At 42.9% G+C, this 15,423-nt stretch carries 10 protein-coding genes and 2 tRNA genes; 5 read left to right on the top strand and 7 right to left on the bottom strand.

Annotation, left to right across the window (positions count from 1 at the left end):
* Window positions 1-10: 10 nt before the first annotated feature.
* Window positions 11-86, bottom strand: a tRNA-Val gene (locus tag G337_RS0107340).
* 388 nt (window positions 87-474) lie between these two features.
* Here G337_RS0107340 and gltX point away from each other — a divergent pair.
* From gltX to G337_RS25780, 5 genes are all read left to right on the top strand, one after another.
* Window positions 475-1,887, top strand: a complete 1,413-nt coding sequence (gene gltX / locus G337_RS0107335) for a glutamate--tRNA ligase (RefSeq protein ID WP_028863315.1) — start codon at window positions 475-477, stop codon at window positions 1,885-1,887.
* 101 nt (window positions 1,888-1,988) lie between these two features.
* Window positions 1,989-2,064 (top strand) — tRNA-Ala (locus G337_RS0107330).
* Between the two features lie 399 nt (window positions 2,065-2,463).
* Window positions 2,464-3,627: an efflux RND transporter periplasmic adaptor subunit gene (locus G337_RS25785; protein ID WP_051303054.1), complete on the top strand. Its 1,164-nt coding sequence runs from the start codon at window positions 2,464-2,466 to the stop codon at window positions 3,625-3,627.
* Between the two features lie 14 nt (window positions 3,628-3,641).
* The gene (locus G337_RS0107320; RefSeq protein ID WP_028863314.1) at window positions 3,642-6,752 is read left to right on the top strand and encodes an efflux RND transporter permease subunit; all 3,111 of its coding nucleotides are present in this window, start codon (window positions 3,642-3,644) and stop codon (window positions 6,750-6,752) included.
* A gap of 51 nt (window positions 6,753-6,803) precedes the next feature.
* Window positions 6,804-7,712: a cation transporter gene (locus tag G337_RS25780; RefSeq protein WP_051303052.1), complete on the top strand. Its 909-nt coding sequence runs from the start codon at window positions 6,804-6,806 to the stop codon at window positions 7,710-7,712.
* A gap of 58 nt (window positions 7,713-7,770) precedes the next feature.
* Here G337_RS25780 and G337_RS0107310 read toward each other — a convergent pair whose 3' ends face one another.
* From G337_RS0107310 to G337_RS0107285, 6 genes are all read right to left on the bottom strand, one after another.
* Entirely contained in the window at window positions 7,771-9,117 is a 1,347-nt protein-coding gene (locus G337_RS0107310) for a hypothetical protein (RefSeq protein ID WP_028863313.1), read from the bottom strand.
* Window positions 9,118-9,512: 395 nt separating this feature from the next.
* Complete coding sequence (gene oppF, locus G337_RS0107305; protein WP_028863312.1) at window positions 9,513-10,505, bottom strand: murein tripeptide/oligopeptide ABC transporter ATP binding protein OppF; 993 nt, start codon at window positions 10,503-10,505, stop codon at window positions 9,513-9,515.
* On the bottom strand, window positions 10,505-11,470 hold the full coding sequence (oppD, locus tag G337_RS0107300; protein ID WP_028863311.1) for an oligopeptide ABC transporter ATP-binding protein OppD: 966 nt from the start codon (window positions 11,468-11,470) through the stop codon (window positions 10,505-10,507). Before oppD ends, oppF begins: the two co-directional genes overlap by 1 nt.
* 11 nt (window positions 11,471-11,481) lie before the next feature.
* Window positions 11,482-12,384: an oligopeptide ABC transporter permease OppC gene (oppC, locus tag G337_RS0107295; protein ID WP_028863310.1), complete on the bottom strand. Its 903-nt coding sequence runs from the start codon at window positions 12,382-12,384 to the stop codon at window positions 11,482-11,484.
* Window positions 12,385-12,396: 12 nt separating this feature from the next.
* On the bottom strand, window positions 12,397-13,317 hold the full coding sequence (oppB, locus tag G337_RS0107290) for an oligopeptide ABC transporter permease OppB (RefSeq protein ID WP_028863309.1): 921 nt from the start codon (window positions 13,315-13,317) through the stop codon (window positions 12,397-12,399).
* Window positions 13,318-13,525: 208 nt separating this feature from the next.
* Window positions 13,526-15,154, bottom strand: a complete 1,629-nt coding sequence (locus G337_RS0107285) for an ABC transporter substrate-binding protein (protein ID WP_028863308.1) — start codon at window positions 15,152-15,154, stop codon at window positions 13,526-13,528.
* Window positions 15,155-15,423 lie beyond the last annotated feature (269 nt).

Genomic DNA, 15,423 nt, shown 5'->3' with positions numbered 1-15,423 from the left:
AAGTTAAAGATGGTGGGCGATACTGGGCTTGAACCAGTGACCCCCGCCTTGTAAGGGCGGTGCTCTCCCAACTGAGCTAATCGCCCATCTTTAAAAGTTAATAAGTTCGAGCACGCTCTCCCCTATTTATTAACTATGCTAATCGCATCTTTAATATTTAAAGGCATCGAGCAAGCTCGAAGCGAAACGGCACTAACCGCTTATCTTTAAATTTCACAAACAATACGAATGACCGCGTCGTTGTGTGGGCCGTATTATAGGGACCGCCCTTTTTCAGTCAAGCCATTTTTATAATAAAAACCATGTTTTATGTTCGACTGCTCAAACAGCAGGCAATCTTAGCCTATTTATTGCTGCCTTTTACATTTATTAAGCAGCTTAGTGTGATTAAATCGAAATAATTAATGTAATTAGGACGGTATTCGTTAAAATACGCGCATTATTTCCGAGCTTATATATAAAGGATATTTCTTAATGACAGTTAAAACGCGTTTTGCCCCTAGCCCTACTGGTTATTTACACGTTGGTGGCGCTCGTACTGCGCTTTACTCTTGGTTACACGCAAAAAGCCAGGGTGGCGAGTTTGTATTACGTATTGAAGATACGGATCTCGAACGTTCAACTCAAGAAGCCGTTGATGCTATTTTAGAAGGCATGACATGGATGGGTTTAACTTGGGATGAAGGTCCTTATTACCAGACAAAACGTTTTGATCGTTATAGTGAGATAATCACAAAAATGCTTGCTGATGGTACAGCATACAAATGTTACTGTTCAAAAGAACGTGTTAATGAACTGCGTGAAGCGCAGGAGAAAGCTGGAGAAGCGGCCCGTTACGATGGTAAATGTCGTGATCTTCCGCCGACAGATACAGAAGCGCCTTTTGTTGTTCGTTTTAAAAATCCGAAAGGCGGCGTTGTTAAGTTTGATGATCATGTTCGCTCACATATCGAATTTGCCAACACTGAGCTTGATGATTTAATTATTCAGCGTACCGACGGTACACCTACTTATAACTTCTGTGTAGTTGTCGATGACTGGGATATGGGTATTACCCACGTTGTTCGTGGTGAAGATCATATTAATAATACACCGCGTCAGATTAATATCTTAAAAGCATTAAACGCACCATTACCGGAATACGCACACGTAGCGATGATCTTAGGTGATGACGGCGCAAAACTTTCGAAACGCCACGGTGCAGTTTCAGTAATGCAGTACCGTGATGAAGGTTACCTGCCGGAAGCACTTAAAAACTATCTGGTACGTTTAGGCTGGTCACACGGCGACCAGGAAATCTTCTCAGAGCAGGAGATGATTGATCTGTTTTCATTAGATGCAATCAATAAAGCCCCTTCTGCATTTAATACTGATAAATTAGTCTGGTTAAACCAGCACTATATTAAAACGCTTGATCCTGTTTATGTTGCCGAGCACCTTGAATGGCATATGAATGAGCAGAAAATTGATACAAGTAACGGCCCTGCTCTGCCTGAAATTGTTACTGCACTTTCAGAGCGTGCTAAAACATTAGTTGATTTAGCAGCATCAAGCCGTTACTTCTTTGAGGAATACCAAGAGTTTGATGCGGCGGCTGCCAAGAAACATCTTCGCCCGGTTGCAAAAGATGCACTTGCTTTAGTTCAGCAGAAACTGCAGGCTGCAGATAACTGGACAGATGCAGCTCTGCATCAGATTATTCAGGATACCGCAGAAGAGCTGGAAGTAGGTATGGGTAAAGTCGGTATGCCGCTGCGTGTTGCAATTACCGGCGCAGGTCAGTCTCCTTCTTTAGATCTTACGCTTCGTTTAATCGGTAAAGAACGCAGCATAACACGTATTTCTCGTGCTTTAGAGTTCATTGCTGCACGTGAAGTCGCGCAATAATTAAAATAGAAGATTTTTTTAACATATTGAATTGACAAAATAAAACAGGACGCATATTATGCGTCCTGTTCATTTCTACAGAACAATCCCAACCCGAATATGGGGCTATAGCTCAGCTGGGAGAGCGCCTGCCTTGCACGCAGGAGGTCTGCGGTTCGATCCCGCATAGCTCCACCATTTTTTACTAGAAATATCTTTAATTAACAACCTTCCGTTCTAGTAACGAATTTTTATAATTATTATCCCGCCTCTTCTAAGTTATTCCCTTAAACTCATAGTTTCTTTACTTTTATGCGCGGCTTGTCAGAGCCGACAGACTTTAACTTGTGAAATAAACGATAAAATTGAACAAAGCTTCTTTTTAACTGACCAAGCACCATGTCGACAGCAGCACAAAGTCTATATTACTATATAAAAAGAAGTAGAACAGCGCATTAACGCTTCTAACTTATTACTATAACTGCAAAAATAACATATATTAAGCTTCTGTAAATATTCAAAGAATGACTGCGGCAGGTATGGAATAAGGCGCAGATTAATCACTTAACAACTTAACTGCATAAGGATTTACCCATTATGACTTTTTCTTTGCTTCGCTTTTCACAAGCCAGTCTCTGCCTGCTCTTTTTTACTTCGATCATCGGTTGTGAAGATGCCAAAATTCAAAAAGTTAAGGCTCCGACACCCCATGTGGTTGTGGAAACCGTTTCACAAAGCAGTATTAAACCGCAGATGGAATTTATCGGCCGTACTGAAGCAACTGAGGATGTTTCAATTCGCGCACAGGTTGAAGGCACGTTGTTAAAACGTCATTTCACCGGCGGTGATGATGTCAATAAAGGTGAGCTGTTATTTGAAATCGATCCAAGGCCTTACGTTACCATAGTAGAACAGCAGAAAGCCTCTTTAATCCATGCAAAATCAGCATTTAAAATTGCCAAAAACCGCTGGGAACGCGGTACTAAACTAAGTAAAACCGGCGCAATATCAGAAATGGATATTGATGAATTAACTGCGCAGATGAATCAGACCCAGGCAGATGTAGCGATTAATCAGGCGGCACTGGATACAGCCGAATTAAACTTATCCTATACCAGAATTCTGGCTCCTATTTCCGGCAGAATCAGTCGTTCGCAGGTAAGTATCGGTGATCTTGTCACAGCTAATAACCTGGAACTTGCAACCCTGGTGCAGTTAGATCCTGTCTGGGTTAACTTTCAAATTGCAGAGAAACAGTTAACCAATGCCCGCCAGTCATTTGCTGATGGAGCACAAACCATTCAAACTGATGATCTGACAGTGACAATCCAGTTAAGCGAACAGCTTGACTACGACCAGCCGGGAAAAATCGACTTTATTGATAACCGGGTTGATCAAAGCACGGGTACTCTTGCGATCCGTGCCGTGTTTCCAAACCCCAATAAGCTTCTGCTGCCCGGCCAGTATACCAACCTGACAATAGGATTACCTGATGCTGAGTCTGTAATATTGATTTCACAAGCCTCGGTACAGGAAGAACAGCAGGGCCGTTTTGTATTAGTGGTAAATGAGCATAATAAAGTTGAAAAACGCATGGTCAAACTAGGCGCCCGTTATGATGTACGCTGGGAAGTCACTGAAGGTGTAAAAGTCGGTGAAAAAATCATTATTGACGGCCTGCAGAAAGTACGAGTTGGTATCGAAGTAGAAACAACAGAATCTACCGATAAACCCTTTTCTGCATCAGTAGAAACTAAATAACGATAGAGGCCATTATGATCAGTCAGTTTTTCATTCACCGCCCTAAGTTTGCATTTGTTATTTCAATTGTATTAACACTCGCGGGCCTTCTTTCTATTCCGATGTTATCGGTTGCAGAATTCCCTGAAATTGCTCCGCCGCAGATCAGTGTCAGCACCAGTTACCGGGGGGCTAATGCAGAAACAGTAAAAGCCACCGTTGCCCAGTCAATTGAATCATCGGTTAACGGTGTTGAAGATATGCTTTATATGTCTTCCAGCAGCGCCAATGACGGCAGTTATTCATTGGACATCACTTTTGCTGTTGGCACGAATGACGATATGGCGCAGGTAAACGTACAGAACCGTGTCACCAAAGCGATGGCAGGTCTGCCTGCCGAAGTACAGCAGGCAGGGGTTTCGGTAGACAAAGTCTCTTCCAGCATGCTCCTGGTCGCAAATTTAAACTCACCCGATGAATCCTTCGATTCTCTGTTTTTAACCAACTATGCCAATATCAATATTAAAGACGCATTAGCACGTCAGCCGGGTGTTTCAAAAGTACAGATAATCGGTGCAATGGATTATGCAATGCGTATCTGGTTAAATCCGAACCAGATGGCTGATTTAAATGTCACCACTGAAGATGTTATCAGCGCAATCCGCGAACAGAATATCCAGGTAGCAGCCGGCCGTATCGGTGCATCCCCTACCTCAAAAGACCAGCGCTTCCAGTACTCGCTGCAGACCAAAGGACGCTTTCAAAGCGCCGAAGAGTTTGCAGAAATCATGATCCGTGCCAACCCTGACGGCTCAAAAGTCTATTTAGATGCAGTTGCCCGAATTGAACTAGGGTCAGCCAGCTATGATGCTGAAGGTAAATTCAATCATAAACCTTCTGCTATCATCGCTGTTTATCAGTCTCCCGGCGCGAATGCACTCGATGTTGCCGAGTCGATAAAAAAAGAGCTGAAACGCCTTTCTGTAAATTATCCGACAGGTATTGAAAGTATTGTTGCTTACGATACAACAGAAGCGGTAAGTGCTTCTATTACAGAGGTTGTAGAAACACTGTTTATCGCGGTAGCGCTGGTTATTTTTATTGTATTCCTGTTTCTTCAGGATGTCCGCTCCACACTTATTCCGGCTATTGCCATACCCGTATCTCTGATTGGTACCTTTGCATTTATGCTCGCCATCGGAATGAGCATTAATACCATTTCACTGTTTGCCCTGGTACTGGCAATCGGTATTGTGGTCGATGATGCCATCGTGGTTATCGAAAATGTTACCCGATTAATGGAGGATGAAGGTTTATCTCCCGTTGAGGCCACTGAAAAAGCAATGAAAGAGGTTACCGGCCCGGTTATCGCAACAACACTGGTATTACTTGCCGTGTTTGCACCGACAGCCGTTATGCCGGGCATCACAGGACAGATGTACGCGCAGTTTTCCATTACTATCTGTATTTCCGTACTGATCTCATCGATAAATGCGTTAACCTTAAGCCCGGCTTTAGCCGCTACTTTATTGAAAAAACCGAAAAAACAGAGCAGAGGTTTTCATTTCCTGTTTAACACCTACTTCGACAAATTAACGGTGCGTTACACCTCGCTGGTTAGTTTTCTAGTACGTCGTTTATTATTAGTCGGTGTTGTTTTCGGTGTTTTAATGGTCGGCCTGATTACCTTAGCCAACACGACTCCTTCAGGCTTTATCCCCGTTGAAGATAAAAAATCTTTTATGGTTGATATTCAGTTACCCGACGGCGCATCGTTGAACCGAACGGAAGAAGTCATAGATGAACTAGTCAGCATAGCCCGCGAGGAAGCCGGTGTTGCAGATGTTATTCATGTCAGCGGCTTTAGTATTATGACCGGCTCAGTCGCATCAAACGGCGGGCTGTTAATTATTACCCTGGATAACTGGGAAGAGCGTTCCGAAAAAAATATGCATCAAAGTGCAGTTATCGCGCGTCTGCAGGGAAAATTTAATACTCTGCCTAGCGCTAAAGTAATGGCCTTTGCCCTGCCCTCCATTCCAGGCTTAGGGGCAACCAGCGGTTTGTCCTTTGTCCTGCAGGATACTCAGGGCCGCAGCCCGGAAGAACTGTCTCAGGTAATGGGCGCATTTATTCTCAATCTTAACAGTCTGCCGGAAGTCGCCTTTTCATTCAGTAACTTCCGCTCAAATGTACCGCAAATGTATGTCGATATTAACCGCAAGAAAGCCAAAGATTTAGGCATCCCGCTGTCGGTAATATTCAATACCCTGCAGACCAACCTAGGCGGTTATTACGTCAATGACTTTAACCGTTTTGGTAAAGTCTTTAATGTGATGCTCCAGGCTGACAGTCAGTTCAGAAACAGCGAAAAAGATATTAACCGGTTTTATGTCCGTACCAAAAATAACGAAATGGTGCCGCTAAGTACGCTGATCGAAATCACGCCGATATTAGGTCCGGAATCGGTCAAACAATATAACCTGTTTAACTCGACGGATATTAATATCTTTCCAGCCCCCGGTTTTAGTACCGGTGATGCGATTGCAGCTGTAGAGCGGGCAACGGCTGAACTGCCCTCCGGTTACAGCTATGAATGGACAGGACAGACCTATCAGGAATTAAAAGCTGGTAATTTAGCACCGTTTATTTTTGCCCTGGCATTTGTCTTTACCTATCTGTTCTTAGTCGCACAGTATGAAAGCTGGACAATTCCTGCGGCGGTAATGCTGTCTGTACCCCTGGCCATATTAGGTGCATTTACTTATCTGGCGATTATGGGAGTCGAACTTAATCTATATGCACAAATTGGTCTGGTACTGCTGATCGGCCTGGCCAGTAAGAGTGCAATTTTGATTGTTGAATTTGCTAAAGAACTTAGGGAATCCGGAAAGTCCACTATCGATGCGGCTGTCGAAGCCGGACGCTTACGTTTCCGAGCGGTATTAATGACAGGTTTGTCATTTGTATTAGGTGTTATTCCACTGGTATTAGCCAGCGGCGCCGGTGCAGAAAGCCGTAAATCCTTAGGTTATGCAGTATTAGGCGGCATGGTGGCCTCGGTTATTCTGGCAACTGTATTAGTCCCTGTCTTCTATACCATGATGCAGAAAATGCGTGAAGCAGCCAAAAAACAGGAAGACTAAAGGACTGGGGGTTTCAGGTAACTGGAGCCTCTGAGCTAAGGAGATACTAGAATGGACATAAAAAAAATTGAAAAACGGGCATTAATCGCGGGGGCTGTGATCAACTTGATTATGGCTGTTTCCGGCTGGTATGCTTATTTTCTGTCCGGCTCAGAAGCTCTGCTGCTGGACGGAAATTATTCATTTATTACTGTAGTTTCAACACTAGTCGCTATCAGAATAGCAGCCGTTAAATCAAAGCGAAGCAAGCTGTTTCCCTTCGGGCAGTTTGTCTTCGAAGCCCTTTACTCATTAGTCAAAGGCCTGATGATTATCGGCCTGCTGCTGGTTGCCGTTACCAGCAACCTGTCCAAAATAGTTCACTTTCTGGACGGCAGTCAGATCAGTATGGTTAATACGGACGTAATGATGCTTTACGGCCTGGCAATGAGCGCCTTATGCTTCAGCGCATCCTTTTTTTACAAACTGCAGAATAAAAAAGTTAATAACCACAGCTCCCTGTTACGTGCAGAAAGCGCCGGCTCTATGGTTGACGGTATGATGTCAGCCGGTATTGGAGCGGCTGCAGTACTCATTAGTTTTATAGATCCGCAAAGCAGTTTTGGTTTTATAAACTATATCGGCGATGCGATCCTAGTGCTTATACTCTGTCTGGTTATCGGCAAAATGCCCTTTGAGCTTACCTATCATTCTTTTATTGAACTTGCCGGCGGGACACTTCAGAACCGGGCTGAGAAGAAGCATATTCAGGAGATTTTAAGTAAATATCTTAGTGCAGAGCAGATGCTGGTTGATGACTATATATCAAAAACAGGCAGCAGCTATCTGGTTATTGCCTATCTCAGTGCGGCGCATATTGATAAACTGGGTTTCGAAAAAACCATTGAGTTCAAACAGCAGATCATCACAGACCTGCACAAGCACTATCAGAACACCACCTTTGAAATGGTATTAGTTTAGAAAGGTTAAAAGCCCGCTAGAACGGGCTTTTAGTTATTTTCATTAATTATTATAAAGATTAAAACGGATGCACAGTTTTTTCAGCAAAATAATCAGCAACAGAAAGAAGCTCAGCTTCACTAAGCTCTTCATTTTTTATACTGATATTATCGCCGCGCATCAACAGACTCCGCCCGCTTTTATTCTCAGTTAACTGCCCGTCAATCAGCTCAGCTAAAATGAAATGTAGTTTAATACAATCTTTATCCTGAAATTCTTTTACAATTTTTATATCGGCTAAGCGGCACTCCGAATAAGGAAGATCAATATAGAACCATTCCCTGTCCTTATCATCAAGTTTAGTTAAACCGTTAGCTCCCAGCTGATCTGTACGAATCAAGCCCTCATCATTCACCCATGAAGTTAACGTGCTCTGCAGGTTACAGTCATAAAGCTCTACATAGGATGAATTACAGATATTCAAAATGCCCTGATGACAGGCCAGATAATCAATACTGCGGTTTTCCGGTCTTTGTAAACGCTGTACATAACTATAGAATTTATGCATAGCCTGATAATTAGGCACATTGATTTTCTGTACCGATTCGCCGGGATTATCCTTGAGCAGTCTGCGCAGTGCAGTTTCAACCAGCACAGGAAGCTCCTGCAGTTCTCTCGGAAAAGCAAAATCAATATCTAATTTACCCAGCTCGCCGCCAAACTCCTGCAGATCAGAAAAACGGTAATAACCTTTTTCTTCATTAAAACACATTTCCATAATAACCACCCCGGCAATCGGGGTGCCAAGCGGTTCAACGCGAATATCAAGATCCGATAAATAATCAGCAAGTTTATCTATACTGTCAATTTGACGAATTTCAATAAACTCTTGAGCACCGCTGTTTTCAACATCAAAAAGAACCATAGGATCAAGACCGTCTTCATCTATAACCTGCTTCGTCGGCTCCTTCTTCTGCAGCATCACCTCTGAAATATCAATGGACTCCGGTTGCGCTTCATTCACTTTATAAAAATCAAACTTTTCCAGTTTTCTTTCACTCAGGTAATTAAGCACAGAATGAAGAATAGTACTGGCAAAAATCCACAATAATGAGCTGGACAACGGCAGGCGGTAATCAGCCAGCTCAGGTATAAGATAGAGTATTATCAGCACGGCAGTTACAGCCCATAAAACGGCTGTCGTTATCTTGATATTACGTACTGGTGAATTTCTGTATATTTTAAAATCGTAAAATGCGGTGGAAAACATACACAGTGACAAAGTCAGCAGCAGTATATTTACCGACCTAACAACCAGCTGACCGGCAGTTTGCGTCATTATCAAGACAGCGCCAGTTATCAGAAAGGCAAGCAGAATAGCGCCAAGGTAATAATTCACTTTTTGTCGATTAAATAATTCAGTCATATAAAATTCAGTATGCTTTAAGCTAAACAGTCCTTGTAAAATTGACCTGTTAAGATATCTAAAAAAGATCTCTGTGTCAGCACTTATTCATTAAAGAGTTGATATCCGTACCACTATTGAGCTGCAGGCGTAAACCGTAATAGTAATCACAAACACAATCTGTTTGTCTGATCTTTGTGATTTACTATCTTTTGACCTTTAAAAACAAAGGCTAACAACAGGTAGAGAAAAAAATATAGGAGCAGACCATTAATATATGCGCCTGGTTAATTAAATCACCAAGTGAAGAATAACAGCAGGGCTTATCTGCTCATAAATTAACAGATAATCATAAAAACAGCAGTAATATACCCGGCAGCCTGATTTTCACTGCCGGATAAACTAAAGCAGAATGTTTACATGGTAACTTTCAAGCAGGAAACTGCATGCTCAAAACCGCCCTGCAGCTGCGGACGCTTTTGCGCGCATCCGGCATCAGCCTGCGGGCAGCGGGTACGGAAAACACAACCAGAAGGAGGATTGATCGGCGAAGGCAGATCGCCTTCGAGCATCTCAACTTTTTTACCACGCTCCAGTTTAGGATCAGGAATCGGCACAGCAGACATTAACGCCTTGGTATAAGGATGCTTAGGATCATCAAACAAAGCTTTACACTCTGCAAACTCCACCTCATTACCTAAATACATCACTAACACCCGGTCAGAGATATGTTTAACTACCGACAAATCATGGGCGATAAATACCAGACTCAAACCTAATTCTTTCTGTAACTCTTTGAGCAGATTAACTACCTGCGCCTGAATCGATACATCTAAAGCAGAAACCGGCTCATCACAGATAATCATTTTCGGTTTTAAAATCAGCGCACGGGCAATACCGATACGCTGACACTGTCCGCCCGAAAATTCATGAGGATAGCGGTTTATTACATTCGGTAATAAACCTACTTTATCCATCATCTCTTTGACCTGCTCTTTAACTTCTGCCTTGCTTAATTTCGGATAGAAGGTACGCAGCGGTTCAGCAATAATGTCACCAACACTCATACGCGGATTTAACGATGCCAGCGGATCCTGGAAAATCATCTGAATCTCTTTACGCTTAAGGCGCATCACCTTGTCATCCAGCTGAGTCAGATCGTCGCCCAGCCACATCACACTGCCTTCCGTTGATTCAACCAGACCGATAATGGCACGTGCTAAAGTTGATTTACCGCAGCCGGACTCGCCTACCACACCGAGTGTTTCACCTTCAAACAGCTGTATGCTGACACCGTCAACTGCTTTCAGCTTCGCAGGTTTTGCCCAGGGTAAAATAGACTTAGAAGGAATAGTAAAATGTACTTTCAGATCTTTAATATCAAGAATTAATTTTTTTTCGGCTTCCATTACCAGGACTCCCATTCAGAAAAACAGGCACGAGAGCGGCCGTCAGCAAATGCTGTCAGTTCAGGGGACTCTTCACAACAGCGGTCAAATGCACGATGACAGCGGTCCTGATAAGGACAGCCCGGCGGCAGATTAAGCAGATTCGGCGGGTTACCGGGAATAGTCGGCAGTATCTCCCCTTCTGTATCAATACGCGGAATTGCTTTTAACAGCCCTTCTGCATAGGGATGACTCGGTTTGTAAAAAATATCATCCACAGAGCCGTATTCCATGGTTCTTCCTGCATACATAACCAGCACTTTGTCACAGCTTCCGGCAACCACCCCTAAATCATGGGTGATCATAATAATTGCGGTATTAAACTTATGTTTTAACTCGTTAAGCAGATCCATAATCTGCGCCTGAATAGTCACATCCAGTGCCGTCGTCGGCTCATCGGCAATCAGCAGTTTCGGACGGCATAAAAGTGCCATTGCAATCATTACACGCTGACGCATGCCGCCGGAAAATTCATGCGGATACATATCAATACGCGCCCGAGCTTCAGGGATTTTAACCGCTTCCAGCATTTTAACCGACTCTTCAAAGGCCTCTTTTTTGCCCATGCCTTTATGCAGAATAAGGACTTCCATCATCTGCGCACTGACCTTCATATAGGGGTTAAGCGAGGTCATCGGATCCTGGAAAATCATCGCAATCTGCTCGGCACGGACTTTATTTAATGCTTTTTCAGGAAGATTAAGGACTTCTTTACCTTCAAATTTTGCACTGCCGGAAATAATCCCGTTTTTTGCTAACAGCCCCATCAGCGCAAACACAGTCTGTGACTTACCTGATCCTGACTCACCTACAATACCCAGTGTTTCACCCGGCTGCAGAGAGAAATTTAAATCATTCACTGCGGTAACCACACCATCCTGGGTGGTAAATTCGACGCGCAGATCTTCTACCTTTAATAAACTCATTTTACTTTCCTTTATCTGTCTTTCGGATCAAGCGCGTCACGCAGACCGTCACCAATGTAGTTAAAACAGAATAGAGTGATAACCATAAATGCGGCCGGGAAACCTAACTGCCAGATAGCCACTTCCATTGTCTGCGATCCTTCCTGCAGCAGTGCCCCCCAGCTGGTCATCGGTTCCTGTACGCCAAGTCCTAAGAAACTAAGGAAAGATTCCGTCAGGATCATGCTCGGTACCAGCAGCGTTGAATAAACTGCAACAATACCTAATACATTTGGAATAATATGACGTCTGATAATATTCCATTTACTGACGCCCGATACATGGGCGGCTTCAATAAACTCTTTACCGCGCAGGCTTAATGTCTGACCGCGGACAATCCGCGCCATATCAAGCCAGGCGATTGCGCCGATCGCAACAAAGATAAGAATAATATTACGGCCGAAAAAGGTAACTAATACAATCACCAGAAACATAAACGGAATCGAATACAGAATTTCCAGAATACGCATCATGGCGCGATCCGTTTTTCCGCCGATAAAACCCGATGTAGCGCCGTAAACTGTACCGATTACCACGGCGACTAATGCCCCTAATACCCCTACCATCAGCGAGATTCGTCCGCCGATAAAGGTACGTACAAACAGATCTCGTCCAAGACTGTCGGTACCAAACAGATGCACAGCAGAAGGTGCTTCATGCAGGGCGTACCAGTCGGTATCGTCAAACGCAAACTCACTAAGCATAGGTACTAAAATAACCGAGAGAGTAATAAGAAATAAAATAACCAGACTCACCATAGCGGCTTTATTACGCATAAAGCGGATGCGCGCGTCCTGCCACAGGCTTCGGCCTTCGATTTCTAAATTTTCACTGAATTTATCGAGCGCATCTAAATTTTGTTTATTTGTTAACATAAGATCCGTCCTTTAATAGCGAATTTTTGGATCGACATAAGCCAGCAGGATATCGACGATGGCATTGAATACGATAAATAAGAAGCCGATTAGAATGGTTACACCCATTACTAATGAATAATCGCGGTTAAAAGCGGCATTAACAAACAGCTTGCCGATACCCGGTAAACCGAAAATAGTTTCGATTACCACGGAGCCCGTAATAATACCCACAAAAGCAGGTCCCATATAAGAAACAACCGGCAGCATTGCAGGTTTTAATGCATGTCTTAAAACAATGTAGGAATAACTAAGACCTTTCGAACGCGCGGTACGAATAAAGTTACTGTTTAATACTTCAATCATGCTGCCGCGGGTAATACGCGCAAAAGTTGCCACATAAAGCATCGACATGCCCAGTACCGGCAGTACCATATATTGTATTGATCCGTCGAGCCAGCCGCCCGCAGGGAACCAGCCTAAATTAATAGAAAAGATATAAATAAGTACAGGGGCTAACACAAAGGAGGGCATAACAATACCGAGCATTGCCGTGGACATCACGCTGTAATCCAGCCAGGTATTCTGCCGCAAGGCGGCAATCGTACCCACTGCAACACCAAAAACAACGGCAAAAACAAACGCAACGGAGCCGATTTTAGCAGAAACCGGTAAAGCGGCAGACACCAGTTCATTTACTGTAAAGTCTTTATATTTGAATGAAGGACCTAAATCCCCCTGAATAACATTAGTTAAATAGGTTGTATACTGTTCAAAAACAGGTTTATCTAAACCATATTTAGCATTAATATTTTCCATCACCTGCGGCGGCAGCGTGCGCTCACTAGAAAACGGACTACCCGGCGCAAAGCGCATTAAAAAGAAAGAGACAGTAATCAATATCAACATAGTTGGTATTGCTTCAAGAACTCTTTTTAGTATGAATTTAAACATAATTCACTCTGTTATATATTATCAGTATCCGATAAATTTCTATTCATCCATGCAGCTTAAAGCTGCTGGTTACAGCAGTACAAACTGCTGTTAGCAATGTCCTACACCAAAATAGAGTACTTACTTATCGGAGCGGCTATAACCAGATAATCTGATTATATGTAAATGAAAAAGAGGCTGGATAGCCTCTTTTATAGCTTATAAATATTTATTTCGCGATAATATACATATCTTTTGAATAAAGTTTATCTTCGGCATTATTTACCGCATAACCACCTACATGAGGATTAACCAGACGTGTTGTAACGTACTGATAAATAGGTGCAATCGGCATATCTTCAGTCAGCAGAGCTTCCTGTGCGTAATATAATTTCTCACGCTCATCCGCAGATGTTGTTTCAATAGCCTGTTTGATTAAGCTGTCGTAAGCAGCGCTTTTATAGTGAATACCGCCGGTTGTATTAGAGCCTTCCATCAGAGAAGTAAAAGTTGACGGTTCGTTATAATCACCACACCAGCCGGCACGAGCAGCTTCAAAGTTACCCAGTTTTTTAGTCTCCAGGTAAGTTTTCCACTCCTGGTTTTCAAGGGTCACATCAATGTTCAGTGTTTTCTTCCACATTGAGCCGATTGCTACCGCTAATTTTTTATGATTCTCACTGGTATTGTAAAGCAGAGAGAATTTAAGCGGATTTGCTTCGTTATAACCAGCCTCAGCTAACAGGGCTTTCGCTTTGCTATTACGCTCTTTCTGAGTCAGTTTACCGTAAGCAGGAAGCTCAGGGGTGAAATCAGAAATAATTTCCGGTGTTAAGAAATACGCAGGTTTCTGACCTTGACCTAGTAATATTTTGGAAACAACATCACGGTCAATCGCATAAGAAACGGCTTTACGGACACGCACATCATTAAACGGAGGCTTATGAGTATTAAAGTTATAATAATAAGTACAAAGGTTACCTTTTATCGCAACTGAATCAGAATGCTCTTTCTTCAGACGTCTAAAATGTTCGTTCGGCACTTCATAGGTCATATCCAGCTCACCGGAAAGGAAACGGTTCATTTCTGCAACCTGATTTTCAATCGGTAAGAAAGTGACTTTAGTTAAGACCGTATTCGAATTATCCCAGTACTGCTTATTCGGCACCAGTTCAATGCGTTCATTCACTACCCAGTTATTAACAACAAATGCACCGTTGCCGACAAAGTTTTCAGCTTTAGTCCATTTATCACCATATTTTTCAACTGTTGCTTTATGCACGGGTTTAACAGTTGTATGACCCATCATCATCACAAAGTAAGGTACTGCACTGTCTAGTTTTACTTCAAAGGTATAATCGTCAACAGCTTTTACGCCTAAGGTGCTTTTGTCTTTTTTACCGGCAATAATTTCATCGGCATTAACCATGGTGGTCATTTCAAGATACCAGGAGTAAGGAGAGGCAGTTGCCGGATCTACAGCCCGCTGAAAACTGTAAACGAAGTCATGTGCGGTAACCGGGTCACCATTCGACCATTTTGCATTTTTGCGAAGGTGGAAAGTAAAAGTTTTATTGTCGAGTGTTTCCCAGCTCTGTGCAACACCGGGAATAGTCTTACCATTTGCATCCTGATTAACCAGGCCTTCTAAAAGATCACGGATAACATGCGATTCAGGCACCCCTTCAGTTTTCTGCGGGTCTAGAGAGGCAACTTCTGTGCCGTTACCACGAATAAGCTCCTGCTTAGCAGCTAATTTAACCCCTTCTGGAACTACGGCAGCCGATGCACTGAAACTCGCTCCCAGAAAACTACCCGCCAGTAACGCTGCAGTAAGCAGGTTTTTATTAAAATGCATATTTATCTCCATTAATTCTATTATCCATCATTAGATCAGCCCAGAAATCTATCAGTAAATTCACATCTAAAAGCGAACCTTGATCAATTCTGGGAATAATTTATCGACTTGACTTAACAGTATTTCTAAAAAAAAGGCCTTTGAGATTACTTTTTATACAGACGTTAATCTATTAATTTAAATTAGGAAGGTTAATACGAGGGGGATAATAATGGTAGTAAGTACTGCGTAAAACTCAATAAAGTGAATACACAAACATCAAAGCAGAA

The sequence above is a fragment of the Psychromonas aquimarina ATCC BAA-1526 genome (genome assembly GCF_000428725.1).
In the GTDB taxonomy this organism is placed as follows: Bacteria; Pseudomonadota; Gammaproteobacteria; order Enterobacterales; family Psychromonadaceae; genus Psychromonas; species Psychromonas aquimarina.
The sequence above is the reverse complement of the archived record's forward strand: the minus strand, read 5'-3'. Positions and strand labels throughout refer to the sequence as shown.